Below are 25,227 nucleotides of genomic sequence, written 5' to 3' on the forward strand. Positions count from 1 at the left end.
GCGCGCCCTACACTCGACCCCATGAACCTGCGCGACCTCACCTACCTCGTCGCCCTGGCCGACCACAAGCATTTCGGCCGGGCGGCCGAGGCGTGCTTCGTCAGCCAGCCCACCCTGTCCACCCAGATCAAGAAGCTGGAGGACGAGTTGGGCGTGGCGCTGGTCGAGCGCGCGCCACGCAAGGTCATGCTCACCCCCGCCGGCCGCGAGATCGCCAGCCGCGCACGCCAGATCGTGGCCGAGGTCGAACAGATGAAGGAGGTCGCGCGTCGCAGCCGCGACCCGGAGGCCGGCACGGTGCGGCTGGGCCTGTTCCCGACGCTGGGACCGTATCTGCTGCCACACGTGGTGCCGCGCATCCGCGCGCGCTTTCCACGGTTGGAACTGCTGCTGGTGGAGGAAAAAAGCAGCGAGATCCTCGCCGACCTGCGCAATGGCAAGCTCGACGTCGGCCTGCTGGCCCTGCCGGTGCACGACGACCAGCTGCACACCGAATTCCTGTTCGACGAACCGTTCCTGTTGGCGGTGCCCGAGTCGCACCCCCTGGCCCGGCGCGAGAACCTCTCGCTGGACGACCTGGCGCGCGAGCGCCTGCTGCTGCTGGAGGATGGCCACTGCCTGCGCGACCAGGCGCTGGACGTTTGCCAGCTGGCCGGCGCATCCGAGATGAGTGGCTTCCAGGCCACCAGTCTGGAGACGCTGCGGCAGATGGTGGCGGCCAACGTGGGCGTCACCCTGTTGCCGGCGCTGGCCGTCAAACCGCCGGTGGCGCGTTCCAGTGACATACACCTGATCGGCTTTCGCGACCCGCAGCCCAGCCGGCAGATCGCGATGGTCTGGCGGCGGAGTTCGGCCATGCAGGACTTCCTGTTGCAGCTCACGCGCGTGTTTCGTGAGCTGCCGACCGAGCTGTTCACCGCTTCACCCGACCTGAAGCTGCCGGACCGAAGCACCGTCCAGGGGTAACGCCACGTGACGCCGGCGCGGCGGCTGCCTGCGCGGTCCGCCAGTCGATACGCCACCCCTATTGTTGCAATCGGAACAAACGATTTCACCTATCAAGCGCACGGCGCGAGACTGGAGAGACCGAGAGATCCACTCTTCATGGGAGGAAGTCATGTCAGACGAATCGAAGTGCCCGTTCAGCGGCGACGCAAGCAAGGCCAGGAAAGCGAGGCGCACGACCAACCTGGACTGGTGGCCCGAGCAGCTCAACCTCGGCATCCTGCGCCAGCACTCCGCCAAGTCCAATCCGATGGAAGCGGATTTCAACTACGCCGCCGAGTTCAAGACCCTTGACCTGGATGCGGTGACGCGCGACCTGCATGCGCTGATGACCGATTCACAGGACTGGTGGCCGGCCGATTACGGCCACTACGGCCCGTTCTTCATCCGCATGGCGTGGCACGCCGCAGGCACCTATCGCATCGGCGACGGCCGCGGCGGTGCTGGCAATGGCGCGCAGCGCTTCGCGCCGGAGAACAGCTGGCCTGACAACGGCAACCTCGACAAGGCGCGCCGCCTGCTGTGGCCGATCAAGCAGAAGTACGGCCGCAAGCTGTCGTGGGCCGACCTGTTCATCCTCACCGGCAACGTCGCGCTGGAGTCGATGGGCTTCAAGACCTTCGGCTTCGGCGGCGGACGCGCCGACACCTGGGAGCCGCAGGACGACGTCAACTGGGGCTCCGAGCACACCTGGCTGGGCGACGAGCGCTACAGCGGCGATCGCGAACTGGCCAACCCGCTCGCCGCCGTGCAGATGGGCCTGATCTACGTGAATCCCGAAGGCCCCAACGGCAATCCTGACCCGCTGGGCTCGGCCCGCGACATCCGCGAGACCTTCGCGCGCATGGCGATGAACGACGAGGAGACCGTGGCGCTGACCGCCGGCGGCCACACGTTCGGCAAGGCCCATGGCGCGGGCGATGCAGCCCTTGTCGGCGTCAGCCCCGAAGGCTGCGAGATCGAATCGCAGGGCCTGGGCTGGGCCAGCAAGTTCGGCAGCGGTGTCGGTGGCGACGCCATCACCAGCGGCATTGAAGGCGCATGGACACCGACGCCGACCAAGTGGGACAACAGCTACTTCGAAACCCTGTTCGGCTACGAATGGGAGTTGACCAAGAGCCCGGCGGGCGCCCACCAATGGAAGCCCAAAGGCGACACCGGTGCCAACACCGTGCCCGACGCCCACGATCCCAACAAGCGCCATGCGCCGATGATGACCACGGCCGACATGGCCATGCGCATGGATCCGGCCTACGAGAAGATCTCGCGCCGCTACATGGCCAACCCGCAGGAATTCGCCGACGCCTTCGCGCGCGCCTGGTTCAAGCTGACCCACCGCGACATGGGCCCGCGTGCCCGTTACCTGGGCAAGCTGGTGCCGCAGGAGGAGCTGATCTGGCAGGACCCGGTGCCCCCGGTGGACCACCCGCTGGTCGACGCCAACGACATCGCGGCGTTGAAGGACAAGGTGCTGGCTTCTGGGTTGAGCGTGCCGCAACTGGTGCGCACCGCCTGGGCGTCGGCCTCGACCTTCCGCGGCAGCGACAAGCGCGGCGGCGCCAATGGCGCACGCATTCGCCTCGCGCCGCAGAAGGACTGGGAGGTCAACCAGCCGGCCGAGCTGGCCAAGGTGCTGTCCACGCTGGAAGGCATCCAGCAGGCGTTCAATGCCTCGGCCACCGGTGGCAGGAAGATCTCGCTGGCCGACCTCATCGTGCTGGCCGGCAATGCGGCGGTGGAAGCGGCGGCCAAGCAGGCGGGCTTCGACATCCAGGTGCCATTCTCGCCCGGGCGCACGGATGCCATGCCGGCGCAGACCGACGTGCAGTCGTTCGCCGTGCTCGAGCCGAAGGCGGACGGTTTCCGCAACTACGTCGCCAAGGGCTATGAGGGCGACGTGGCCGAGATGCTGGTCGACAAGGCGCAGCTGCTGACCCTGACCGCGCCGGAGATGACGGTGCTGATCGGCGGCTTGCGCGCGATGGCTGCCAACTTCGGTGACAGCCGGCACGGCGTGTTCACCCAGCGTCCGGGCACGTTGAGCAACGACGTCTTCGTCAACCTGCTCGACATGCGCACGCGCTGGCAGCGCTCGGAAGCCGACCCCAACGTGCTGGAGGGCCGCGACCGCAAGAGCGGCGAACTCAAATGGACCGGCACGATGGTCGATCTGGTGTTCGGCTCCAACTCGCAGTTGCGGGCACTGGCCGAGGTCTACGCCACCAATGACGCACAGGCGAAGTTCGTCAACGACTTCGCCGCCGCATGGGCGAAGGTGATGAACCTGGATCGCTTCGACCTGAGGTAATGCCGAGTCTGGCGGGCGTACCCACGCGGGCGACAATGCCCGCGTGGGGCCTGCCGAGGGCCTTCCAGCCCCTTGATTGCGTCGCTGCTCCGCGATGGCACGCCCTCGCGCAGGGGGGCGTGGATCCAGTTACCCACAGGGGCGGCGCTGGCCCCATGGCTTACGCCACCGCGCAACTCACTCCCGTGCCCCCCAGCCCGCAGTACCCATCCGGGTGCTTGGACAGGTATTGCTGGTGCTCGTCTTCGGCATAGTAAAAGGCCGGCGCCGGAAAACGGATCTCCGTCGTGATGTCGCCATAGCGCGCCGCATGCAGGCGTTGCTGGAACGTCGCGTAACTGGCCAGCGCCGCCGCGTGCTGCGCCTCGTCGTAGCAGTAGATCGCCGAGCGGTATTGCGTGCCCACGTCATTGCCCTGACGCATGCCCTGCGTGGGATCGTGCGCCTCCCAGAAGGTGCGCAGCAGTTCGGCGAAGGGGATCAGCGCGGGGTCGTACACGACCAGCACGGTTTCCGCGTGGCCGGTCAGGCCGCTGCAGACCTCGCGGTAGGTCGGGTTCGGCGTAAAGCCACCCGAATAGCCCGCCGCGGTGGTGAACACCCCGGGCAACGACCAGAACTTCCGCTCGGCGCCCCAGAAGCAGCCCATGCCGAACTGCACCTGCGCGAGACCGTCGAAGTCGTCGCGCAACGGCCTTCCGTGCACGTGGTGGTGATTGCTCAGCGGCATAGGGTGCAGGCGCCCTGGCAAGGCGTCCTCCGGCCGTGGCAGGCGTTGTTTCCAGGCTCCGATTCCCAGCATCGTCGCGTCCTCCTGCCTTTCAACATGCGGCCACGGGCGCGCCATTCAATGCCGCGCGGCTCAGTAATGCAGGGAGGCCTCAAGCGGGGTCGCAGCATCCCAGCGCGCACGGCCGCCCAGCGCCTCAAGTTCGACCAGCACCGTCGCGCCCACCAGGACCGCACCCGCGCGTTCCAGCAGGGCACGGGCCGCCAGCAGCGTTCCGCCCGTGGCGAGCACGTCGTCCACCAGCAGCACGCGCGAGCCCGGTTTGACGGCATCCGCATGGATTTCCAGCCGATCGCTGCCGTATTCCAAGGCATATTCCTGCGCGATGACCTTCGCGGGCAGTTTGCCCGGCTTGCGCACCGGCACGAAGCCCGCGCCCAACGCCGGCGCCAGCGCGGCACCCAAGATGAAGCCACGCGCTTCGATACCGGCCACGCAGTCCACGCCGCGGCCGAGCCACGGGCCGGCCATGGTCCCCACCACCCAGCCGAACCCGGCGGGATCGGCCAGCAACGGCGTGATGTCCTTGAAGCGGACCCCCGGCTTGGGGAAGTCGGGCACGTCGCGGATCAGCGCAGGGAAGTCGCGCAGGGGCGTGTCATTCATCGGAGGCCCTCCAGATTGCCTCAGGCAGGGTCGGGCAGCATACCCGCGTCGTCCAGTTCCGCGGCCGGATCGCCGGGATTGTTCAGCGGCAATGCGTCCACGATCTCCTTGGCTTCCGGCCAAGCCACGTCCGGCACGCAAACCGCCACCACGCCGAACAGCGGCAACTCGCCCATCCCGCCCAACAGTTGTTCGCCGCGGAGGAACACCGGAATGCCCTCCGCCTCCAGCGCGTGGCGCACCAGATGGGCGTCGATCAGGTTGGCGGCTTCGTACACGACTTTCACGGTGCACCTCCGCTGAAGCGGGGAATGGCGGGCCGCATGGGGCCTGGCCCGGGACTTCCTGCCAACCCAGCATACCCCTGCAGACGGCAGCACGACCCGCCAAAGGCTAAACTGCACGGTCTCCCACGCCCCGCCCGATCCCGCATGTCCAACACTCCTGCCCCGAACGCCGCCCCCGAGACCGCCGCCGAGGCGCCGGTCAAGAACGACTTCATCCGGCAGATCGTTCGCGAGGACCTGGCCAGCGGCAAGCATCAGGCCATCAAGACCCGCTTCCCGCCCGAGCCCAACGGCTACCTGCACATCGGCCACGCCAAGGCCATCTGCCTGGACTTCGGCATCGCCCAGGAATTCGGCGGCGAGTGCAACCTGCGCCTGGACGACACCAACCCGGCCAAGGAAGACCCCGAGTACGTGCGCGCCATCCAGGACGACGTGCAGTGGCTGGGCTTCCATTGGCACGACCTGCGCCACGCCTCGGACTACTTCGAGGTGCTGTACCTGGCCGCCGAGAAGCTGATCCAGCAGGGCGACGCGTTCGTCTGCGACCTCAGCGCCGATGAAGTGCGTGCCTACCGCGGCAGCCTGACCGAACCTGGCCGCAACTCGCCGTACCGCGACCGCAGCGTGGAGGAGAACCTCGACCTGTTCCGCCGCATGCGCGCCGGAGAGTTTCCCGATGGCGCCCGCACCCTGCGCGCCAAGATCGACATGGCCAGCGGCAACATCAACCTGCGCGACCCGGCCCTGTACCGCATCAAGCACGTCGAGCACCAGAACACCGGCAACGCCTGGCCGATCTACCCGATGTACGACTACGCGCACTCGCTGAGCGATGCGGTGGAAGGCATCACCCACTCGCTGTGCACGCTGGAGTTCGAGGACCACCGTCCACTGTACGACTGGTGCGTGGACAAGGTGGGCCTGACGCAGTCGCCGGAACTGGTGAAGCCGCTGACCGACAAGGGCCTGCCCTTCGAGGCCGCCAAGCCTCGCCAGATCGAGTTCTCGCGCCTGAACTTCAACTACCTGGTCATGAGCAAGCGCAAGCTGATGGCGCTGGTACAGGAGGGCCTGGTCGACGGTTGGGACGATCCGCGCATGCCGACCCTGCAGGGCATCCGCCGCCGCGGCTACACACCCAGCGCGCTGCGCCTGATGGTCGACCGCGTGGGCATCAGCAAGCAGAACTCGCTGCTGGACCTGTCCATCCTCGAAGGCGCGCTGCGCGACGACCTCGATGCCGCGGCGCCGCGCCGCATGGCGGTCATCGACCCGATCAAGCTGGTGCTGACCAACCTGCCCGAGTCTCACGAAGAGCAGCTGACTTTCAGCAACCACCCCAAAAACGAGTCCTTCGGTGAACGCCGCGTGCCGTTCGCGCGCGAGCTGTGGATCGAGCGCGAGGACTTCGAGGAAGTGCCGCCCAAGGGCTTCAAGCGCCTCACGCTGGGCGGCGACGTGCGCCTGCGCGGCGCCGGCATCATCCGCTGCGACGAGGTGGTGAAGGATGCCGACGGCACCGTGGTCGAGTTGCGTTGCACCCTCGATCCGGAATCGCGCCCGGGCATGGAAGGCGCCAACCGCAAGGTCAAGGGCACCATCCATTGGGTCAGCGCGAAGCACGGCGTGAAGGCCGAAATCCGCCTGTACGACCGTCTGTTCACCGTGGCGGACCCGGACAACGACGAAGGCGGCAAGACCTACAAGGACTACCTGAACCCGGAGTCGCGCCGCGTCGCGACCGGCTATGTCGAACCGGCCGCCGCCACCGCCGCCGCGGAGCAGTCGTTCCAGTTCGAGCGCATGGGCTATTTCGTCGCCGACCGCTACGACCACCGCGCCGACGCACCGGTGTTCAACCGCAGCGTGACCCTGCGCGACACTTGGGCCACCAAGGCCTGAGGCCCCCCGATGATCCTGCTTGCCGCCCTCCAACGACGACTTCGCCACACTGTACGTGGCGCTACTGCAGCACTGCTCGTGGGGGGAATGCTGACGGCCTGCGCCGCGCCCGTAGACACTCCCAAGGGCAGCGAAGCCACCGCACCGACCGCCCCCACGCCTGCCCAGGGTGCAGCGAAAACAGCGGCACCCGCCCCGGCAGTCCCAGTCACGGCGCCTGTCACACCAGCGCCTGAGGTGGCTCCCGGCACCGGAACAGTGCCGGCCTCGCCAGTCAAGGTCGACACAAGCTGCCGCACCAACGCCGACTGCGCGGTGAAGAACGTCGGCAACTGCTGCGGCTACGCGCCGGCATGCGTCAACGTCAACAGTCCCACCGACCCGCAGGGCGTGCAGGCCGAATGCGCCCGCAGTGGACGGATGTCGGTCTGCGGTTTCCGCGAGATCAGCGCTTGCCAATGCGTGAAGGGGCAATGCGAGCCCGCCGCCAGCGATCTGGACGTGCAGTAGTGCTGTACGCGCAGATCCACCTCACCCTGCCCGCCTGGGTGCACGAGCGCGTCGACACCGCACGCGCCTATCCCGGTGATGAAGCCAAGGTCGCACTCGCCGTCGAGCTGTCGCGCCTCAATGTCGAAGCCGCCACTGGCGGCCCGTTCGGTGCAGCGGTTTTCGATGCGCAGGACCGCATCATCGCCGTGGGCGTCAACCGGGTATTGCCGCACGCCTGCTCGCTGGCCCACGCGGAAACGATGGCCTACATGCTGGCGCAGGCGCGCACCCAACGCCCGCGCCTCAACCAGACCCTCGAAGGCGCACCCTGCGGCCCGATCACCTTGGCCACCTCGTCGCAGCCCTGCTGCCAGTGCTACGGCGCGACCGTCTGGGCCGGCATCGACCGGCTTCTGATCGGCGCGCGCAGCGAGGACGTGGAAACACTCACCGAGTTCGACGAAGGCCCGCTGCCGGCGGACTGGATCGGCGAACTCGAACGCCGCGGCATCAACGTGGTCCGCGATCTGCAACGCGACGCAGCGCGGGCGGTACTGCGCGCCTACGGCGAGCAGGGCGGCTTGAAGTACTGATGACCGGCCCACGCCCATGACCGCTGACGCCCTGCTGTGCTTGTGCCGCGCCGGCTTCGAGCCCGAGTTGGCCGCCGAACTCACCGAGCGCGCCGCCGAGGCCGGATTTGCCGGCTATGCGCGCACCCAGCGCGCCAGCGGCTTCGTGGAGTTCGTTTGCCACGACGCGGCGGCCCTGGATCGTGCCCTTCCGTTCCACCAGCTGATCTTCGCCCGGCAGAAGTTGCTGCGCCTAGCCGATCTGCGCGAGCTCGACCCCACCGACCGCATCGCGCCGATTCTCGCCGCGCTTGAGGCCACGACCGCCGAAGGCCCGCGAAGCACCTTCGGTGAACTCTGGGTCGAGCACCCCGACTCCGACGAGGGCAAGCCACTGGCCGGCTTGGCACGTGCGTTCGCCAATGCGCTGCGCCCGGCCCTGCGCGAGGCCGGATGGCTGAGCCGCCAGGACGATGCCAGCCGGCCTCGCCTGCACGTAGTGTTCGTCAGCGGCCAGCATGCAATGCTCACGCGCAGCGACACCCGCGACGCCGCACCGTGGCCGCTCGGCATTCCGCGCCTGCGCATGCACCCCGACGCCCCCAGCCGCTCCGCATTGAAACTGGAGGAGGCCCTGCTGACCCTGCTCGACGATGGCGAGCGCAAGCGTCTGCTGCGCGACGGCATGCGCGGTGCGGACCTCGGTGCCGCCCCGGGGGGCTGGAGTTGGGTGCTGGTCCGCAATGGCCTGCATGTCACTTCAGTGGACAACGGCCCGCTGCGCCCGCACCTGCTGGACAGCGGCAAGGTCGAGCACGTGCGCGCCGATGGCTTCCACTGGCAACCCAAGGCGCCGCTGGACTGGATGGTGTGCGACATGGTCGAACAGCCGCGGCGCGTGGCCGAACGCATGGCCACATGGATGCGCGAAGGCTGGTGCCGCCACACCATCTTCAACCTCAAGTTGCCGATGAAGAAGCGCTGGGACGAGACCCGACTCTGCCTGGACCTGTTCACGGCGCAGGCCGCGCGGCCGATGACCGTCCGCGCACGCCAGCTGTTCCACGACCGGGAAGAAATCACGGTCTTCGCCACACTGCGCTGACGAGACTGCCCATTCAGCTGCGGTTTCGGGCCTTTACGCGGGGTTGATGCCAGGAGGACTACGGTCCTCGCGTTCCCCACTGTGAGGCTCCCCCATGAAATACCCCCGTGCTCCGCTGTTCCTCGCGCTGGCCCTGAGCCTTGGCGTGGCCGTTCCCGCCATCGCGCAGACCCAGTCCAAGATCGAGGCCAAGGTTCAGGCCGAAGCCGAGGCCGAAATGGCCTCTGACGATGCTCAGGTCGCTCGCCAGCAGGCGGAAGTGGCCCAGGAAGCCGCTCAGGCGGCCAAGCAGACCCGTGATGCCGGCGCAGCAACTGCCGAAGGCGCTGCGAGCGCTGCCCATAGCGCCCACGCAGCCCATCAGGCTTCAGTGCAGGCCAATGCCGCCGCCAACCAGGCGGTGAATGCCGCCGACAAGGCGCAGTCCGCCCGCACTGCGGCAGAACGCGGCGCCAACCCGGTAGCCGCGGCTGCCGAGGCCAGTGCCGCCGCCACCGAAGCCCGTGGCGCCGCCTACCAGGCCATGGACGCCACCGAATCGGCCCAGGCCGCGGCCGTAAACGCTGAAATCGCCGTCCAGACCCCACCGGCACCGCCCGCCACGCCGCCGGCCGCCCCCTCGGCCCAGGGCGTCGCGAATGCGCAGGTGACCTTCACCAACAGCCCGTCCAATTCGGTCGTGGGCGACTACAAGATCGACTTCGACGCGCTGGACGCCAATCGCAATGGCACGTTGAGCCGTGGCGAAGTGCGCTCCAACGCGACACTCACTGCGGAATTCGGCGCGGTCGACGTCAACCACGACGGCCGCCTCAGCAAGGACGAGCTGAAGGGCTGGATGTAAGCGTCGGCGACGCGCGCCACGCGCTTACCTCGCTCGACGAAGTCGTGCGGACGCCCCGGCAACCCCGGGGCGTCCGCATTCACAGACCGGCCGCCCTGCGCCAGAACAGATGGGTCAGTGCGGGCACGCGTCCCACCACTCCCATCAAGGGTCCCCGGATGAGGGTTGGCAGCATCGCGTCATTCGAGAACAGCCGGTTGATGCCATCAAACGAGTAGGCGGCCATGGCGTTTTCACTGCGCCGCTGCCGCGCCCAACGCTCCAAGCGTTCCGGCGCACCTACATCGCCACCTCGGGCCTGGCGCAGGGTGCCGCGCAGCGCGGTGACATCGCGCAGGCCCAGGTTCACGCCCTGCCCGGCCAAGGGGTGCACGGCATGCGCGGCGTCACCGATGATCGCCACCCGGCCCGCCACGGCCTGCTTGGCCAATTGCAGCTTCAGCGGAAACGCCGCACGCCGGGACACTGCCTGCATCGCGCCCAGCGGGCCGTCGAAGGCGCGCCCGAGCGCTTGCAGGAAGCCCGCGTCATCCAGCGCCAACATGCGTTCCGCCTCGGCGTCCGGCAGTGTCCAGACGATGGAACTGCGGCGGCCGTCGGCTCCGCGGCCACCACTGCCGTCGACAAACGGCAGGAAAGCCAGGGGTCCCGTCGGCAGGAACCGCTGCCAGCACGTGGCCTGGTGCGGATGCTCGGTGTCGACGAACGCCACCACGCCACGCTGGTGGTAGGCATGACCGCCCACCGCCACGCCTGCCAGTTCGCGCAGGCGCGAGGCCGCGCCGTCAGCCGCAACCACCAGCCGCGCGCGCAGGCGGCGACCGCTGTCCAGCTCCACCGTCGCCGACGCCTCGTCCTGTTCCAGCGCGACCACGTGGTCCGGGCACTGCACGCGCACGCCCGCGGCCGCTTGCGGCGCCCACAGCCGGTCCACCAGCAGGCCGTTTTCAACGATCCAGCCCAGTTCACGGCGGGCGAAGGCGTCCGCATCGAACTCGATGGGCGCGCCACCCGCGGCATCCCAGACGCGCATGTGCCGATACGGCTGCGCCCGCGCCTGCAGCACCGAATCCCACACGCCCACGCTGTCCAGCAGTGCGGCGTTGTCCGGGGCGAAGGCATAGACCCGCAGGTCGGGCTCGTCGGCACGCCACGGCGTCGGCTCGCGCGCTTCCACCAGCGCCACCTGCAGGCCATCGCGGGCGAAGGCCAAGGCCGCCGCCGAGCCCACCACGCCTGCGCCCACCACCACCACATCCAACATGTCACGACGGCTCACGGGCGTGCGCTCCGGCATAGCGCCGGGACATCGCCCCGGTAGCCCAACGCCCCGCCCACCAGCGCGGACTGCACCGACGGCAGGCGGCCGATCGCGAACAGCCCGAGGCTGCGCAGCGGGCGCAGCAACGGCGCCGGGTTGCTGGTCAGCCGTGCCAGTCCGTCGGAGAACGTCAAGGTCCGTTCGCGGTCCTCGCGACGCCGGGCCACGTAGGCATCCAGCACGTCAGGTGCACCGCAGTCCGCGCCCGCATGCGCCACGCGCGCAACTTCGATCAGCTCCGCCAGCGTCAGGGCATCACGCAACCCCAGGTTGAAACCCTGCGCACCGATCGGGTGGATGGTCTGTGCGGCATTGCCCATCAACACCGCGCGCGGCGCGACCAACCGATCGGCCAGCACGCGCACGGCCGGGTACACCGATGGCGCGCCCGCCACGATGAAACGCCCCGCACGCCAGCCAAACACCGACTGCACGCGCTGCAGGAAGGCGTCAGGTGCCAGCGCCTTTACCGCCTCAACCTCGTCGTTGGCCACGCCGTGGATCAAGCCATAGTGACGGTCGCCACGCGGCAGCAACGCGGTTGGGCCCGCGTCGGTCAGCCGCTCGAATGCGCTGCCGTCCACGGCGCGATCCGTGCGCAGGCGGGTGACGAACAGGTGGTGGCCGTAGTCGTGCTCCACCGTGCCGATCCCCAGCGCCTCGCGAACGCCGCTGCGGGTGCCATCGGCGGCGACCAGCAGACGGGCACGCAGGATCCGCTCACCGCTTTCGTCGATCACGCGCACGCTGCGGAAGGACCCATCCACGCCGTCATCAACCAGCCCGGCGAAGCGCGCCGGCCGATAGCGCACCAAACGTGCCAGCTCGGCCAGACGCGCCTCCAGGGCCTCGCCAAAATCGCGCGCGACGACCACTTGGCCAAACGCCTCGCGCTGATACTGCCGGGCGTCCAGCAGCACCCGGCCGAAGTCGCCTTGGCGGCTGACGTGGATGCGCTGGATCGCGCCGGTGGGCGTGCGCAGCTTCTGCATCACGCCCAGCGCGGTCAGCGCGTTGACGGTGGCCTCGGCGAAGGACAGGTTGCGCTCGTCGAACACCGGCGGCAGGCCGCCGGGCGGCGACGCCTCCACCAGGCCCACGTCCAGACCAAGCCGGTCGAGGGCGATGGCCAGGCTGGAGCCGACCAGGCCGCCACCGACGATCAGCACGTCATGCAGCGGGGTATCGCGGGTGTCGGGGGAATGCCCCGGCGGGGAAGAGGTCTCGGGCATTGCGTTATGCTAACGGTTCCTGCCCCACCGCACCGCCAAGACCATGAACGCCACCGCCCCCAATGCCTCGTCCGCCCACCGCACGTTCGCCCCGGGCCCGCTGTTGTTGGCGACGCTGATCTTCGTGGCCGCGCTGACCCGCCTGCTGCCGCATCCCCCCAACTTCTCGCCGGTGGCGGCCATCGCCCTGTTCGGTGGCGCCTACTTCGCCGCCCGTCACTGGGCGTTGATCGTGCCGCTGGTCGCGCTGCTGGTGTCCGACATCGCCTTGGCCGCGATCAACGGCGGTGATTACGCCTCCTGGTTCGGCGGCCTGTCGATGTGGCTGGTCTACGCCTGCACCGCGCTGACCACCGTGCTCGGCTTCGGCCTGCGCGGCAAGGTGGGCGGCGGACGCGTGCTGGGCTACTCGCTGCTGGGCACCGCGATCTTCTTCCTGGTCACCAACTTCGGCGCCTGGCTGGGCTACCCGACCTACCCGCAGACGCTGGGCGGCCTGGGCATGGCCTATGTGGCCGGCATCCCGTTCCTGAAGTGGAGCGTAGCCAGCACCCTGTTCTACGCCGCGGTCCTGTTCGGCGGTTTCTCGCTGCTGCGCCAGTGGGCACCGTCGCTGCGCGCCCAGACCGCCTGATCGCCGGGCGCCATGGGCAACCGTCTCTCGAAGATCTACACCCGCACCGGCGATGACGGCAGCACCGGCCTTGGCGATGGCAGCCGCACCGGCAAGGACTCGGCGCGCGTCAATGCCTACGGCACGGTGGACGAGGCCAACTCCTGCATCGGCCTGGTGCTGGCCAGCGAACTGTCGGATGACATTCGCAGCCTGCTGACCGCGATCCAGCACCAGCTGTTCGATCTCGGCGGCGAACTGTGCATCCCCGGTCACGCCGCCATCTTCGACGCCGACATCGAGCGCCTCGAAGCACACATGGACGCGCTCAACGAAACCCTGCCGCCGCTCAAGGAGTTCATCCTGCCCGGCGGCGGCGAGGCGGCCGCGCGCTGCCACATTGCCCGCACCGTGGTCCGCCGCGCCGAGCGCGAAGCGGTCGCGCTGGCCCGTGTCGAGGCGGTGCGGCCGGAGGCGGTGCGCTACCTCAATCGCCTGTCCGACCTGCTGTTCGTGCTGGCGCGCGTGCTGGCCCGGGCCAGCGGCCATGGCGAAGTGCTGTGGAACCACGAACGGCGCAAAGCCTGAGCCGTGCGCGTCTACAGCCACCCCGCCTGTCTGCTCCATGACCCCGGCGATGGCCATGCCGAACGCCCCGCTCGCCTGACCGCCGTTACCGAGGCCCTGCGCCAGGCACTGCCGGCGCTGGATTGGCATGAGGCGCCCCGCGCCAGCCGCGGGCAACTGCTGCGCGTGCACAGCGACGACCTGCTGGCGCTGGTGCTGGATACCGACCTGCAACTGCTGATGGATCCGATCGCGCTCGACCCGGACACCTTCCTGTCGTCCGGCTCGGCCGAGGCGGCATTGCGTGCCGCCGGTGCCGGCGTTGCCGCGGTGGATGCGGTGATGTCCGCCAAGATCCGCCGCGCGTTCTGCGCGGTACGCCCGCCAGGGCATCACGCCACCGACTCGGTGGCGATGGGCTTCTGCCTGTTCAACAACGTCGCGGTCGCGGCCGCGCACGCCTGCGACAAGCATGGACTGGGGCGGGTGGCCATCGTCGACTTCGACGTGCACCACGGCAACGGCACACAGGCCATCTTCGACACCGACCCGCGGGTGATGTACCTGAGCAGCCACCAATTGCCGCTTTACCCGGACTCGGGGCATGCGAACGAGCGCGGCGTAGGCAATATCGTCAACGTGCCGCTGCCTCCAGGCACCGGCAGCGCGGAGTTCCGCCGGCATTGGAGCGAGCAACTGCTGCCCGCGCTGGACGCCTTCCGCCCGCAACTGCTGCTGATCTCCGCCGGCTTCGACGCCCATCGCCTGGATCCGCTGGCCCAGCTCGAGTTGGACACCGAGGACTTCGGTTGGGTCACCGGGCAGCTGGTCGGCGTCGCCCTGCGCCACGCACAGGGTCGCGTGGTGTCCATGCTGGAAGGCGGCTACGACCTCACCGCATTGCGGGAGGCCGCAGTGGCCCACGTCACGGCGCTGCAGGAATAGCCGGCTCGAAACCCAAGGCCGCCGAATTGATGCAGTACCGCAGACCCGTCGGCGGCGGCCCATCCGGGAATACGTGCCCCAGGTGGGAGCCGCAGCGGGCGCACTTCACCTCCACCCGCTCCATGCCGTGGCTGTCATCGCGGTGTTCGGTGATGACCGTCGGCTCAATCGGCTGCCAATAGCTGGGCCAGCCGCTGCCCGAGTCGTACTTCGCGGTCGAGGCGAAGAGCGGCGCCGAACACGCCGCGCAGGTATAGGTACCCGCTTCCTTGTGGTTCCAGTAGCGTCCGGTGAAGGCACGTTCGGTGGCTGAGCAGCGGCAGACGGCGTACTGCTCAGGCGAGAGCCGGGCCTGCCATTCGGCGTCGGTCATGGGCAAGGGGTCGGTCGACATGGGTTCCTCGAGAGGGGGAGCAAGATGAATGCCGCGGCGCCGCGCCGGACGCCTTCATTGCCCGGCAACGGGCTGATGGGGCAAGCTAGCAGCCGTTTTCGCACAATGGATGAGCGCGTGCGCCCTAGCCTCCGCCTGCTGCCGTTATCGCTGTGTATTGCGATGGCCCTGCCGGCCCATGCCACCGACGACCAGGAAGACTGGGGTCTCTGCCCCATCGAGGACGTCGTCCCACCGTTCGCGGACGCCCCGCCGGCCACCGCCGCCGGCCTGCCGGGTATCCGCATCCAGCAACCCACCGACATCGAGGGCGACGCCCTGGATGCCAGTGAAACCCAGGAGTCGATCTTCTCGGGCAATGTCGCGCTCAACCGCGGCGACCAATTCCTGGGCACCGACAAGCTGACCTACAACAGCGAGACTGGCAATTACGTCGCCGAAGGCAGCGTCCGTTACCAGGACTCGGGGATGCGCATCGTCGCAGAGAGCGCCGAGGGCAACCAGGACGCGGACAGCCACACCATCCACGACCTGCGCTACCAGCTGACGCAGCGGCGGGGCAACGGCGGCGCTGACCGCATCGAGCTCAATGGCGCGCGCGGCGCGCTGGTGGGCTCCACCTACTCCACCTGCCCGCCCTCGCAGCGGGCTTGGGAGTTGCGCGCCCGACGCATCGATGTGGACACCGACGAAGGCATGGCCGTCGCCCGCGGCGCCACGCTGCGCATCGGCAAAGTGCCCGTGCTGCACATGCCATGGTTCATGTTCCCGGTGGACGACCGCCGCCGAACCGGCCTGTTGTACCCTTCGGTGTCGATGTCCGGTCGCAACGGCTTCGACTGGAAGCAACCGATCTACCTGAACCTGGCGCCCAACTACGACGCCACCCTCATCCCGCGCATCATGACCGAACGCGGCGCGACGCTGGGCGGTGAGTTCCGCTGGCTCTATCCGGATGGACGAGGTCAGGTCTCGGGCAACTGGATGCCGGATGATGCGCTGCCGCGCAACGAGCCATCGCGCTATTTGAACGACCTCGCCGGCAACCCCATTCCGGGAGCCACGCTCCCCGACAAGAACCGTGGCCAGTTTGTGCTCTCCTCGCTACACGGCTTCGGTCCCACCTGGCATTCCCGCGCCAACCTGGGCTGGGTCAGCGACACCCACTACCTGGAAGACTTCAGCAGTTCCTCGCTGGGCGTGTCGTCCTATTTCCTGCAGAGCACCGCAGGCCTGTACGGACGCGGCCAGTACTGGGACGCTGAATTCAGCGCCACCCACACGCAACTGGCCGATTACACCCTCACCGAGGGCAACCTGCCCTATAACCGACTGCCACGCGCGGCGCTCAACTGGGCGCAGCCGTTCGGCCGCTGGTTCCAGGCCGGCCTGAGTGCCGAGGCCGTGCGTTTTGACCACGAAGTGTTCGACGCGGGCAGCCGCCTGGACATCAAGCCCTTCATCAGCATGCCGCTGGAGGGCGCCAGCTGGTTCCTCACGCCGAAGGTGGCGTGGCGCTACACCACCTATCAGCTGGACGATGGGCTGGCCGCGACCTTGGGGGACAACTCCCCCAGCCGCAGCCTGCCCATCTATTCGCTCGATGCCGGCCTGTTCTTCGACCGCCACACCGAAATCCAGGGCGACGCATACCTGCACACCCTGGAGCCACGCATCTACTACCTCAACGTCCCTTACCGGGACCAGAGCGGGCTGCCGGCGTTCGACACCAACCCGATGACCTTCAGCTGGGGCCAGCTGTTCCGCGACAACCGCTATACCGGCGCGGATCGCCAGACCGACGCCAACCAGCTGACCGTGGCGCTCACCAGCCGCCTGATTTCGGAAGACGATGGCCGCGAGCGCCTGACCGCGAGCCTCGGCCAGATCCAGTACTTCGACGAGAGCCGGGTCACCACGCAGGGCGAAATCCCGGTCCCGCGCGGCAAATCAGCCTGGGTAGCCGATATCGGTGTCTCCCCGGGCGACCGTTGGAGCATCAACGCCGCATACCAGTGGGACCCCAAGCTGCGTGGCCAAGACCTGGCCAGCCTGCGCGCGCGTTACCTGTTCGGCGACAACGGCGTGGTCAACCTCGGCTACCGCTACCGTCGCAACACCGCCTACCCGGTCAGCGGCGAGAAGGATCTGCTCGAGCAGGCCGACTTCTCCTTCCTGTATCCCGTCACGTCCAATTGGAGCGTGGTGGGCCGCTACTACTACTCGATCCTCGATAAGAAGGAACTCGAGACCATCGCCGGTGTCCAATGGGAAAGCTGCTGCCTGGCCGTGCGCCTGATCGGCCGCCGTTACGTCCGCAACCGCACCGGTGACCTGAACAATTCGTTGATGCTGGAGTTCGAGCTGAAGGGCCTGGGATCGGCCGGCCAGGACACGGAGCGCGTCCTGCGCCGTGGTATCCTCGGCTACGAACGCGACGACCTCTACCTCGTGCCGCCGTCCCAAGCGATCCGCGGCAACGTCGACCCCTCCCCCGACCCGAGCCTATGAAGAAACTACTCGCGCCCGTCCTCGCCGCCGCGCTCCTTGCCGCGTCCGTCCATGCCCAGGAAGTGCTGCCGCTCGACGGCATCGCCGCCGTGGTCGACGAGGACGTCATCCTGCGCAGCGAGCTGCAGCGCGCCGTCGCCAACATCCGCCAGCAATACGCCGGCCGCGAGAACCAGCTCCCGCCGTCGGAAGTGCTGGAGCGGCAGGTGATGGAGCGCCTGGTGCTGATGAAGCTGCAGGTCGCCCGCGCCCAGTCCACCGGCGTGCGCGTCTCCGACCAGGAGATCGACCGGGCCATCGGCGGCATCGCCCAGCAGAACCGCGCCACGCCGGAACAACTGCGGTCACAGCTGGCCCGCGAGGGGATCGCCTACAGCGACTTCCGCAACTCCATCCGCGACGAACTGATCGTGCAGCGCCTGCGCCAGCGTTTCGCGCAGAGCCGCATCACGGTCAGCGATGCCGAGGTCGACAATGCGCTGGCTGCGCAGGGAGTAGGTGGCACCCAGTACCACCTTGCCCACATCCTGGTGGGTATGCCCGAAGCGGCCACCGCCGAGCAGATCGCCACCGCGCAGAAGAAGATCGAAGGCGTGAAGGCGCTCATCGAGAAGGGCGAACTGGACTTCGCCGCGGCGGCCGTGCGCTATTCCGACAGCCCGAACGCGCTGGAAGGCGGCGACCTGGGCTGGCGCGGCAATGACGAGATTCCGGCCGCCTTTGCCCGACTGATTGGCACCATGAAGCCCGGCGACGTCACTGCGCCCATCCGCGGCCCGAGCGGCTTCCAGTTGCTCAAGCTGGTGGAAGTGCGCGACGCCTCTGCGGCCGCCCCTGCGCTGGTCACCCAGTACCATGCGCGCCACATCCTGGTCCGCATCGACGAGGACACCACCGAGGCGCAGGCCAAGTCGAAGATCGAGACACTGCGCGCGCGCATCGCCGGCGGTGCGGACTTCGCACAGGTGGCCCGTGACAGCTCGGAAGATCCATCCTCCAAGGCGAACGGCGGCGACCTGGGCTGGTTCACCGAAGACCAGTTCGGCCCTGATTTCGGCCAGCCGGTCGCGGCCCTGGCCGACGGGCAACTGTCGCAGCCGGTGCGCACCCAGGCCGGCTGGCACCTGATCGAGCGACTGGAAACCCGCCAGGCCAACGTCGGCGACGAGAACCGCCGGGCGCAGATGCGCGAAACCATCGGCCGCCGCAAGCTCGAGGACGAGTGGAACCGCTACCTGCGCGAAATGCGCGGCGAGGCCTACGTCGACGTCCGCACCGGCAAGCAGGCCGAGGCCAGCGCTCCGGCCACGGGCAGCTGACATGCCGATACCCCGGCTCGCGCTGGTCCCGGGTGAGCCGGCCGGCGTCGGGCCGGAGTTGTGCGTACGGTTGGCGCAACAGCCGCGCGACTACACCCTGACCGCTTTCGGCGACGCCGATACCTTGCGCGCCGCCGCCCATCTGCTTGGACTGCCGCTGCGGCTTGTGCCGCCCGACCAGGCCAGCGCCGAGCCCGGCACACTGGCGTTGGTCGACTGGGCCAACGCGGCCGCGGTCGACTTCGGCCAACCCGACCCGCGCAACGCACCTGCCGTGATCGGCGCCCTGCGCGCCGCGGCCGACGGCTGCCTGCGCGGCGACTTCGATGGTGTGGTCACCGGCCCCGTCAACAAGGCCACGATCAACGAAGGCGGCATTCCCTACACCGGCACCACGGAGCTGCTGGCCGAACAGGCCGATTGCGATGTGGTGATGATGCTGGCCAACGACATCGTGCGGGTCGCCCTGGCGACCACCCATCTGCCGCTGCGTGCGGTGGCCGACGCGATCACCCCCGCCGCGCTGGAGCGGGTACTGCGCATCACCCATGCCGCCATGCGCCATGATTTCGGTCTTGCCGATCCGGTCATCGCCGTACTGGGCCTCAACCCGCACGCAGGCGAGGCCGGGCATCTGGGGCGAGAGGAAATCGAAGTGATCGAACCGGTCGTGGCCGCGCTGCGCGCCGAAGGCATGCAGCTGGTCGGGCCGCTGGCGGCCGACACCGCGTTCCTGCCCGGCAAGCTGCGCGGCTTCGACGCGGTGCTGGCGATGTACCACGACCAGGGCCTGCCCGTGCTGAAGTACAGCGGCTTCGAGCGCGCGGTGAACCTGACCCTGGGCCTGCCCTACCCGCGGGTGGCGGTCGACCACGGCACCGCGTTCGACCTCGCCGGTAGCGGCCGCGCCGACCCGTCCAGCCTGTTTGCTGCCGCTGAAACCTGCGCGCGCATCGCCCGACTGCGTGGTTCCCATCGCGGGCGCGGCGTCGGCTGAGGATGCTGCCGCGTGCGACCCACGTATCATGGTCGCCCCCGGCCAACCGCCGGCGCCCCACCCTGCCACCGGATCCTGACATGAGCGGCCCCCGCAAGCCCGTCCACGCCCCGCAGCGCCACGGCGCGACCAGCGCCGCCAAGGGCTTCACCGAGCCGGCGAAAAAGAGCCTGGGCCAGCACTTCCTGGTGGACCGCAACATCATCGGCATGATCGTGCAGGCGGTGAACCCCAAGGACGACGACCGCCTGGTCGAGATCGGCCCGGGCCAAGGCGCGATCACCTTCCCGCTGCTGGACCGCCACGGCCGCCTGACCGTGATCGAGTTCGACCGCGACCTGATCTTCCCGCTGACCGAGGCCGCGCAGTCCCACGGCACCCTGCGCGTCATCCACCGCGACGTGCTGCAGGTGGATTTCACCGCGCTGGCGCAGGACGAGGGCCACCACGCCGACCCGCGTCTGCGCCTGGTCGGCAACCTGCCCTACAACCTGTCCTCGCCGATCCTGTTCCACGCGCTGGAACACGCGGCGGTGATCCGCGACATGGTCTTCATGCTGCAGAAGGAAGTGGTGGACCGCATGGCCGCCGAACCGGGCAGCAAGGTCTATGGCCGCCTGAGCGTGATGCTGCAGGCCTACTGCCACGTCACCCCGCTGTTCGATGTGCCGCCGGGCGCGTTCCGGCCGCCGCCGAAGGTGGACTCGGCAGTGGTGAGGCTGGTGCCGCTTGCGCCCGAGAGCATCGGCATCCGCGACCATGCGCTGTTCTCGCGCGTGGTGCGCGACGCGTTCGGCCAGCGCCGCAAGACCTTGCGCAATGCGCTTTCGCAGGTATGCGATGCCGCGGCGATCCAAGCCGCGGGCGTGCGCCCCGACGCGCGCGCCGAACAGTTGCCGGTGGCCGACTTCGTGCGCCTGGCCAACCTGCTCGCCGAGCGCGGAGCCGTCCCTTCGGCCGAATGACCCCGTGCGGTTGATCGCATGGCGCGTGGTTGGAATGGCGCAAATGCGCACGTTTCACGGCACATTGCTTACACTGTGCCCATGGAACGCTCCACTCCCTACGCGCTGGACATTGACGTCATCACCCGCTACCTCGACGAACAGTCGGAGCCGGACGAGGATCGCTACGTCTTCGCCTACACCATCCACATCCGCAACAGCGGCAGCGTGCCCGCGCGCCTGCTGACCCGCCACTGGGTCATCACCGACGCCAACGGCAAGGTGCAGGAGGTCGAGGGCGAGGGCGTCGTCGGCGAGCAGCCATGGCTGCGCCCCGGCGAGGACTTCGAGTACACCTCGGGTGCCGTGCTGGAAACCGACCTGGGCACGATGCACGGCAGCTACCACCTGGTCGCCGACGACGGCACGCGCTTCGACGCGCCGATCCCGGCATTCACCCTGACCGTGCCGCGCACGCTGCACTGAGGCCAACGCCATGACCACCTGGGCCATCGGCGACCTGCAGGGCTGCTACGACGCCACCCAACGCCTGCTTGAGGCGATCCGCTTCGACCCGGCACAGGACCGGCTGTGGTTCTGCGGCGACCTGGTCAACCGCGGCGGACAGTCGCTGGAAACACTGCGGCTGGTGCATTCGCTGCGCGAGAACAGCACCGTCGTGCTCGGCAACCACGACCTCTCCCTGCTGGCCATCGGCGAGCGGCGCGAAGAGGAGCAGCGCAAGGTCAACCCCGACCTGCAACGCATCGTGCTGGCCGAGGACCGCGACACGCTGCTCGGCTGGCTGCGCCTGCAGAAACTGGTGCACGCGGATCGCGAACTGGGCTGGATGATGGTGCATGCGGGGCTGGCGGCGCAGTGGACCACGCAGCAGGCCGAACGCCACGCGCGCGAGGTCGAGGAGAAGCTGCACGGACCGCAGTTCCAGCGCCTGCTGAAGAACATGTACGGCGACAAGCCAGCGTGGCACCCGAAGCTTGCCGGCATGGACCGCTATCGCGCCATCATCAACATCATGACCCGGTTGCGGTATTGCTCGCCGCGCGGGCGCATCGCGTTCGAGGACAAGGGCGCGCCGGGCACGCAGCCGGCGGGCCTGTACCCGTGGTACGAGGTGCCCGGCCGCGTGGAGCGCGACCTCAAGGTGGTGTGTGGCCACTGGTCAACGTTGGGGCTGTTCATCGGTCACGGCGTGCACGCCATCGACACCGGCGCGGTGTGGGGCGGCAAGCTGACGGCGCTGCAGCTGGACACGCAGGAGTTGCGGATCGTGCAGGTGCCGGGTCGCGACGTGCCGGCGACGCCGCCACGGCCTCGGCCGCCGTATCACCCGGGCAACCGCGACCAGCGCCAGCCGCAACGGCCCAACAACAACCAAGGGCGCCGCACCGGGCGCGGCGGCGACCAGCGCGGCGGACGGCCGCGCGGGCCGCAGGAACGGCCACGACAGGAACCGGCGGCCGAACCTGCACAGGATTAGACGCTAGGCGCGCTCGTAGTCGACAAACTCGAACGCATGGGCATGCCTGGCATCTGCGTCGTGCGCCTCACGCGCAGTCGTGCGCCACTGCGCCGCGTCAAACTGCGGGAAGAACGCGTCAGCGCCCTCGACCACGGTATCGACGTGGGTGAGGTGCATGCGGGTGGCCAGCGGCAGGCACAGCGCATAGATCTCGCCGCCACCGATCACGCACAGCTCATCCACGCCTTCCAGTTCGGCAATGAACCGGGCTTCGTCAACCGAAGCGACGGACTGCATGCCGTCGAAAGGTACGCGGTCGTTGCGCGTCAGCACCAGGTTGAGCCGCCCCGGCAAGGCGCGGCCCAGCGATTCGGCAGTCTTGCGCCCCATCAGCACGGGCTTGCCCAGCGTCAGCGCCTTGAAACGCTTGAGGTCATCCGGCAGCCGCCACGGCAGTTCGTTGCCACGGCCGATGCCATGGCGCCGATCCAGCGCCGCGATCAGCACCAGCGCCAAGCTCACACCGCCACCGGCGCCTTGATCGCGGGGTGCGGATCGTAGCCTTCAATGGCGATATCGTCCCAGGTGAAGTCCAGGATGTCCTTCACCTCCGGGTTCAGTTTCAGGGTCGGCAACGCGCGCGGCTCACGCGCCAGTTGCTCGCGTGCCTGCTCGTAATGGTTGGCGTACAGGTGCGCGTCGCCCAGCGTATGCACGAAGTCGCCCACGCCCAGCCCGCACACCTGCGCCACCATGTGGGTCAGCAACGCATAGCTGGCGATGTTGAATGGCACGCCGAGGAAGATATCGCCGCTGCGCTGGTACAGCTGGCAGCTGAGCTTGCCGTCCACCACGTAGAACTGGAAGAACGCGTGGCACGGCATCAACGCCATCTGCGGCAGGTCGGCCACGTTCCACGCGGAGACGATCAGCCGGCGCGAGTCGGGATTGCGCTTGATCTCGTCGATCACCCAGCGGATCTGGTCGATCTCCTGCCCGTCGGGGCCGGCCCAACGGCGCCACTGTTTGCCGTACACCGGGCCCAGCTCGCCGTCGGCATCGGCCCATTCGTCCCAGATGCTGACCTTGTTGTCCTTCAGGTAGGCGAGGTTGGTTTCGCCCTTCAGGAACCACAGCAGCTCGTGCACGATCGAGCGCAGGTGCAGCTTCTTGGTGGTGACCAAGGGGAAGCCTGCATTGAGGTCGAAGCGCATCTGCCAGCCGAACACGCTGCGCGTGCCGGTGCCGGTGCGGTCGGACTTCTCGGTGCCGTGCTCGAGGACATGGCGCAGCAGGTCAAGGTACTGGTGCATGGTGATTCCCGGACCGTTCCAATCAATGCCCGGCGATCACGCCGGGCGCCCACCCATGTTAGTCGCTCAGTGCGCGGCAGCCAGCGTCGGCGAGCGGCGCGACAACCACAGCCAGAACAGGCCAAGACCAATGAGCGGCAAGCTCAGCACCTGGCCCATGGTCAGCCAGTCGAAGGCCAGGTAGCCGATCTGCTGGTCAGGCACGCGCACGAACTCCACGAGGAAGCGGAAGCAGCCATACAGCAGCGCGAACATGCCCGACACCGCGTAGCGCGGGCGCGGCCGGCGGGAAAACCACCACAGCACCGCGAACATCACCAACCCTTCCAGCGCGGCCTGGTACAGCTGCGACGGATGCCGCGCGAACTTGTCCAGCGCGCCGGTGGCGAACTCGGCCTTGATCTGCTCCGCGCTCCAGCCCGCGAATTCCGGCGCACGCGGGAACACCACGCCCCAGCCGGCCTCGGTTGGCTTGCCGAACAACTCGCCGCCGATGTAGTTGCCCAACCGGCCAAAGCCCAGGCCGGGCGGCACCAGCGGCGCGACGAAATCGACGGTATCGAACAGGTGCAGGCGATGCCGGCGTGACCACCACCAGCATGCGACCACCACGCCGATCAGCCCGCCGTGGAAGCTCATGCCACCCTCCCAGATGCGGAACAGCATCAGCGGGTCCTTCAGCAGGTCCCCGAACGCGTAAAAGAACACGTAGCCGATGCGACCGCCCAGCACCACGCCGAGCATGGCGTAGAACAGCAGGTCACCGTAGCCCTGTTCGTTGACGCCCGGTAGCCGGCCGGCGCGCACACGGCGGTTGCCCAGCCACCAGGCCAGGCCGAAGCCCAGCAGGTACATGATCCCGTACCAGTGCACCTGCAGCGGACCGAGGCCGAGGGCGATGGGGTCGATGTCATGCAGCAGGATCATGGGCACTCGCGCAGGGGGCAATGGTACCTATTGTGCCCGACGGATCCGCTGGCGTGGTCGCGGCCCAGCATGGAACGGGCAGTCGCGGGCGACAGGTCCTCGCAGGCGCGGCGCACGGGACACCCTTGGCGGTTGCGGACGGGCATCACAGCAGGTGCGGCAGATCGGGCAGCTCGTTGTGGTCGATGTCGCCATCCGCGCGCGGGAAGTGGGTTGCCATCAACTCGGACATGGCCGCCACGGCGTGCGCCACCGCCTGCTCGGGCTCACCGGCGCGCAGCCGCTCCTCCATCATCTGGCACACGCCGCGCCACTGCTCGGCACTGACGCGGCCATCGAAGCCGCGGTCGGCAATGATCTCGATGCGGTGATCGGCCAGCAGCAGGTACAACAGCACGCCGTTGTTGGCCCGGGTATCCCAGACACCCAGCCGGGCAAACACCTCGCGCGCGCGCTGGTGGGCGGTCATCCCAGCGAGCACCGCCCGCGGGTGCAAGTTGGGTTCCACCGCAAAGCAGATCTCGCCGGTGTGACGCGCCTCGCCCGCGGCGATCAGCGCCGCGATGCGTTGCAGGACGTCCTCGGGAAACAGGCGCTTGGCCGAAGGCGCGAACAGGTGTTTGAGCACTCGCATCATCCGCCCCCGCTCACCAGCTGCCGGAGGCGCCACCGCCTCCGCTCATGCCGCCGCCACCCGACCAACCACCACCACCGCCGAACCCGCCCCCGCCACCCCATCCGCCTCCC

General features: G+C 68.5%; 26 protein-coding genes. 16 read left to right on the top strand and 10 right to left on the bottom strand.

Annotation, left to right across the window (positions count from 1 at the left end):
• The first annotated feature begins 21 nt into the window (after positions 1-21).
• Both oxyR and katG read left to right on the top strand, forming a co-directional pair.
• Complete coding sequence (gene oxyR / locus N800_RS10890) at positions 22-966, top strand: DNA-binding transcriptional regulator OxyR (RefSeq protein ID WP_036138280.1); 945 nt, start codon at positions 22-24, stop codon at positions 964-966.
• A gap of 151 nt (positions 967-1,117) precedes the next feature.
• Positions 1,118-3,313, top strand: a complete 2,196-nt coding sequence (gene katG, locus N800_RS10895) for a catalase/peroxidase HPI (RefSeq protein ID WP_036138282.1) — start codon at positions 1,118-1,120, stop codon at positions 3,311-3,313.
• Between the two features lie 160 nt (positions 3,314-3,473).
• Here katG and msrA read toward each other — a convergent pair whose 3' ends face one another.
• Genes msrA through N800_RS10910 form a run of 3 tightly spaced genes read right to left on the bottom strand, consistent with a single transcriptional unit; the run spans position 3,474 to position 4,996 of the window.
• Positions 3,474-4,115 (bottom strand): peptide-methionine (S)-S-oxide reductase MsrA, encoded by a 642-nt coding sequence (msrA, locus tag N800_RS10900; RefSeq protein WP_036138351.1) that lies wholly within the window; start codon positions 4,113-4,115, stop codon positions 3,474-3,476.
• Positions 4,116-4,175: 60 nt separating this feature from the next.
• On the bottom strand, positions 4,176-4,709 hold the full coding sequence (locus N800_RS10905) for an adenine phosphoribosyltransferase (protein WP_198032525.1): 534 nt from the start codon (positions 4,707-4,709) through the stop codon (positions 4,176-4,178).
• Between the two features lie 20 nt (positions 4,710-4,729).
• Positions 4,730-4,996, bottom strand: a complete 267-nt coding sequence (locus N800_RS10910; protein ID WP_036138284.1) for a putative signal transducing protein — start codon at positions 4,994-4,996, stop codon at positions 4,730-4,732.
• 144 nt (positions 4,997-5,140) lie between these two features.
• On the opposite strand from N800_RS10910, the gene N800_RS10915 reads away from it, so the two are divergent.
• The 5 genes from N800_RS10915 to N800_RS16335 all read left to right on the top strand — a co-directional run bounded on the left by N800_RS10915 (position 5,141) and on the right by N800_RS16335 (position 9,914).
• Complete coding sequence (locus tag N800_RS10915) at positions 5,141-6,901, top strand: glutamine--tRNA ligase/YqeY domain fusion protein (RefSeq protein ID WP_036138287.1); 1,761 nt, start codon at positions 5,141-5,143, stop codon at positions 6,899-6,901.
• A 237-nt stretch (positions 6,902-7,138) separates the two neighbouring features.
• Positions 7,139-7,411, top strand: a complete 273-nt coding sequence (locus N800_RS16540) for a hypothetical protein (protein ID WP_052108168.1) — start codon at positions 7,139-7,141, stop codon at positions 7,409-7,411.
• Entirely contained in the window at positions 7,411-7,986 is a 576-nt protein-coding gene (locus N800_RS10925) for a nucleoside deaminase (protein WP_036138290.1), read from the top strand. The genes N800_RS16540 and N800_RS10925 overlap by 1 nt, the downstream gene beginning before the upstream one ends.
• A gap of 16 nt (positions 7,987-8,002) precedes the next feature.
• Positions 8,003-9,070 (top strand): 23S rRNA (cytidine(2498)-2'-O)-methyltransferase RlmM, encoded by a 1,068-nt coding sequence (gene rlmM / locus N800_RS10930; protein ID WP_036138293.1) that lies wholly within the window; start codon positions 8,003-8,005, stop codon positions 9,068-9,070.
• A gap of 94 nt (positions 9,071-9,164) precedes the next feature.
• Complete coding sequence (locus N800_RS16335; RefSeq protein ID WP_052108169.1) at positions 9,165-9,914, top strand: EF-hand domain-containing protein; 750 nt, start codon at positions 9,165-9,167, stop codon at positions 9,912-9,914.
• Positions 9,915-9,993: 79 nt separating this feature from the next.
• On the opposite strand, the gene N800_RS10945 is transcribed toward N800_RS16335, so the two are convergent.
• Both N800_RS10945 and ubiH read right to left on the bottom strand, forming a co-directional pair.
• Positions 9,994-11,193 (bottom strand): FAD-dependent oxidoreductase, encoded by a 1,200-nt coding sequence (locus N800_RS10945; RefSeq protein WP_036138361.1) that lies wholly within the window; start codon positions 11,191-11,193, stop codon positions 9,994-9,996.
• Entirely contained in the window at positions 11,190-12,467 is a 1,278-nt protein-coding gene (ubiH, locus tag N800_RS10950) for a 2-octaprenyl-6-methoxyphenyl hydroxylase (protein ID WP_052108170.1), read from the bottom strand. The genes N800_RS10945 and ubiH overlap by 4 nt, the downstream gene beginning before the upstream one ends.
• A gap of 43 nt (positions 12,468-12,510) precedes the next feature.
• Here ubiH and N800_RS10955 point away from each other — a divergent pair, with 43 nt between their 5' ends.
• The 3 genes from N800_RS10955 to N800_RS10965 are packed head-to-tail and all read left to right on the top strand — an operon-like array spanning position 12,511 to position 14,592.
• Positions 12,511-13,101: a DUF6580 family putative transport protein gene (locus N800_RS10955; protein ID WP_052108171.1), complete on the top strand. Its 591-nt coding sequence runs from the start codon at positions 12,511-12,513 to the stop codon at positions 13,099-13,101.
• Positions 13,102-13,113: 12 nt separating this feature from the next.
• Positions 13,114-13,668 (top strand): cob(I)yrinic acid a,c-diamide adenosyltransferase, encoded by a 555-nt coding sequence (locus tag N800_RS10960; protein WP_036138298.1) that lies wholly within the window; start codon positions 13,114-13,116, stop codon positions 13,666-13,668.
• A gap of 3 nt (positions 13,669-13,671) precedes the next feature.
• On the top strand, positions 13,672-14,592 hold the full coding sequence (locus N800_RS10965) for a histone deacetylase family protein (RefSeq protein WP_036138301.1): 921 nt from the start codon (positions 13,672-13,674) through the stop codon (positions 14,590-14,592).
• On the opposite strand, the gene msrB is transcribed toward N800_RS10965, so the two are convergent.
• Complete coding sequence (gene msrB / locus N800_RS10970) at positions 14,573-14,986, bottom strand: peptide-methionine (R)-S-oxide reductase MsrB (RefSeq protein WP_036138303.1); 414 nt, start codon at positions 14,984-14,986, stop codon at positions 14,573-14,575. The two genes, N800_RS10965 and msrB, sit on opposite strands and share 20 nt — an antisense overlap.
• A 117-nt stretch (positions 14,987-15,103) precedes the next feature.
• Between msrB and lptD the strand changes: the two genes are divergently transcribed.
• The 6 genes from lptD (at position 15,104) to N800_RS11000 (ending at position 22,258) form a co-directional block, all read left to right on the top strand.
• Positions 15,104-17,497, top strand: coding sequence for an LPS assembly protein LptD (lptD, locus tag N800_RS10975; RefSeq protein WP_425476512.1), 2,394 nt, complete (start codon positions 15,104-15,106; stop codon positions 17,495-17,497).
• Positions 17,494-18,816 (top strand): peptidylprolyl isomerase, encoded by a 1,323-nt coding sequence (locus tag N800_RS10980; RefSeq protein ID WP_036138305.1) that lies wholly within the window; start codon positions 17,494-17,496, stop codon positions 18,814-18,816. Before lptD ends, N800_RS10980 begins: the two co-directional genes overlap by 4 nt.
• 1 nt (position 18,817) lies before the next feature.
• Positions 18,818-19,813: a 4-hydroxythreonine-4-phosphate dehydrogenase PdxA gene (gene pdxA, locus N800_RS10985; protein ID WP_036138308.1), complete on the top strand. Its 996-nt coding sequence runs from the start codon at positions 18,818-18,820 to the stop codon at positions 19,811-19,813.
• An 80-nt stretch (positions 19,814-19,893) separates the two neighbouring features.
• Positions 19,894-20,778, top strand: coding sequence for a 16S rRNA (adenine(1518)-N(6)/adenine(1519)-N(6))-dimethyltransferase RsmA (gene rsmA, locus N800_RS10990; RefSeq protein ID WP_084087524.1), 885 nt, complete (start codon positions 19,894-19,896; stop codon positions 20,776-20,778).
• Between the two features lie 81 nt (positions 20,779-20,859).
• Positions 20,860-21,243, top strand: a complete 384-nt coding sequence (gene apaG / locus N800_RS10995) for a Co2+/Mg2+ efflux protein ApaG (RefSeq protein WP_036138310.1) — start codon at positions 20,860-20,862, stop codon at positions 21,241-21,243.
• 10 nt (positions 21,244-21,253) lie between these two features.
• A complete protein-coding gene (locus N800_RS11000) occupies positions 21,254-22,258 on the top strand; it encodes a symmetrical bis(5'-nucleosyl)-tetraphosphatase (protein WP_036138313.1) in 1,005 nt (334 codons plus the stop codon).
• Positions 22,259-22,261: 3 nt separating this feature from the next.
• On the opposite strand, the gene N800_RS11005 is transcribed toward N800_RS11000, so the two are convergent.
• The 4 genes from N800_RS11005 to N800_RS11020 all read right to left on the bottom strand — a co-directional run bounded on the left by N800_RS11005 (position 22,262) and on the right by N800_RS11020 (position 25,114).
• Positions 22,262-22,756 (bottom strand): dihydrofolate reductase, encoded by a 495-nt coding sequence (locus tag N800_RS11005; protein ID WP_156962971.1) that lies wholly within the window; start codon positions 22,754-22,756, stop codon positions 22,262-22,264.
• 2 nt (positions 22,757-22,758) lie between these two features.
• A complete protein-coding gene (locus tag N800_RS11010) occupies positions 22,759-23,553 on the bottom strand; it encodes a thymidylate synthase (protein WP_036138316.1) in 795 nt (264 codons plus the stop codon).
• 66 nt (positions 23,554-23,619) lie between these two features.
• Entirely contained in the window at positions 23,620-24,480 is an 861-nt protein-coding gene (gene lgt / locus N800_RS11015) for a prolipoprotein diacylglyceryl transferase (RefSeq protein ID WP_036138318.1), read from the bottom strand.
• 145 nt (positions 24,481-24,625) lie between these two features.
• Positions 24,626-25,114, bottom strand: coding sequence for a TPM domain-containing protein (locus N800_RS11020; RefSeq protein ID WP_036138376.1), 489 nt, complete (start codon positions 25,112-25,114; stop codon positions 24,626-24,628).
• Between the last annotated feature and the right edge of the window lie 113 nt (positions 25,115-25,227).

The sequence above is a fragment of the Lysobacter daejeonensis GH1-9 genome (assembly GCF_000768355.1).
GTDB lineage: Bacteria > Pseudomonadota > Gammaproteobacteria > Xanthomonadales > Xanthomonadaceae > Aerolutibacter > Aerolutibacter daejeonensis.

Coding starts and splice junctions, on each gene's coding strand:
- rlmM (WP_036138293.1), top strand. CDS start 8,003: ATGACCGCTGACGCCCTGCTGTGCTTGTGCCGCGCCGGCTTCGAGCCC.
- N800_RS11000 (WP_036138313.1), top strand. CDS start 21,254: ATGACCACCTGGGCCATCGGCGACCTGCAGGGCTGCTACGACGCCACC.
- oxyR (WP_036138280.1), top strand. CDS start 22: ATGAACCTGCGCGACCTCACCTACCTCGTCGCCCTGGCCGACCACAAG.
- msrA (WP_036138351.1), bottom strand. CDS start 4,115: ATGCTGGGAATCGGAGCCTGGAAACAACGCCTGCCACGGCCGGAGGAC.
- N800_RS10955 (WP_052108171.1), top strand. CDS start 12,511: ATGAACGCCACCGCCCCCAATGCCTCGTCCGCCCACCGCACGTTCGCC.
- apaG (WP_036138310.1), top strand. CDS start 20,860: ATGGAACGCTCCACTCCCTACGCGCTGGACATTGACGTCATCACCCGC.
- N800_RS10980 (WP_036138305.1), top strand. CDS start 17,494: ATGAAGAAACTACTCGCGCCCGTCCTCGCCGCCGCGCTCCTTGCCGCG.
- rsmA (WP_084087524.1), top strand. CDS start 19,894: ATGAGCGGCCCCCGCAAGCCCGTCCACGCCCCGCAGCGCCACGGCGCG.
- N800_RS11020 (WP_036138376.1), bottom strand. CDS start 25,114: ATGCGAGTGCTCAAACACCTGTTCGCGCCTTCGGCCAAGCGCCTGTTT.
- N800_RS16335 (WP_052108169.1), top strand. CDS start 9,165: ATGAAATACCCCCGTGCTCCGCTGTTCCTCGCGCTGGCCCTGAGCCTT.
- katG (WP_036138282.1), top strand. CDS start 1,118: ATGTCAGACGAATCGAAGTGCCCGTTCAGCGGCGACGCAAGCAAGGCC.
- lgt (WP_036138318.1), bottom strand. CDS start 24,480: ATGATCCTGCTGCATGACATCGACCCCATCGCCCTCGGCCTCGGTCCG.
- N800_RS11010 (WP_036138316.1), bottom strand. CDS start 23,553: ATGCACCAGTACCTTGACCTGCTGCGCCATGTCCTCGAGCACGGCACC.
- ubiH (WP_052108170.1), bottom strand. CDS start 12,467: ATGCCCGAGACCTCTTCCCCGCCGGGGCATTCCCCCGACACCCGCGAT.
- pdxA (WP_036138308.1), top strand. CDS start 18,818: ATGCCGATACCCCGGCTCGCGCTGGTCCCGGGTGAGCCGGCCGGCGTC.
- N800_RS10915 (WP_036138287.1), top strand. CDS start 5,141: ATGTCCAACACTCCTGCCCCGAACGCCGCCCCCGAGACCGCCGCCGAG.
- msrB (WP_036138303.1), bottom strand. CDS start 14,986: ATGTCGACCGACCCCTTGCCCATGACCGACGCCGAATGGCAGGCCCGG.
- N800_RS10905 (WP_198032525.1), bottom strand. CDS start 4,709: ATGAATGACACGCCCCTGCGCGACTTCCCTGCGCTGATCCGCGACGTG.
- N800_RS10960 (WP_036138298.1), top strand. CDS start 13,114: ATGGGCAACCGTCTCTCGAAGATCTACACCCGCACCGGCGATGACGGC.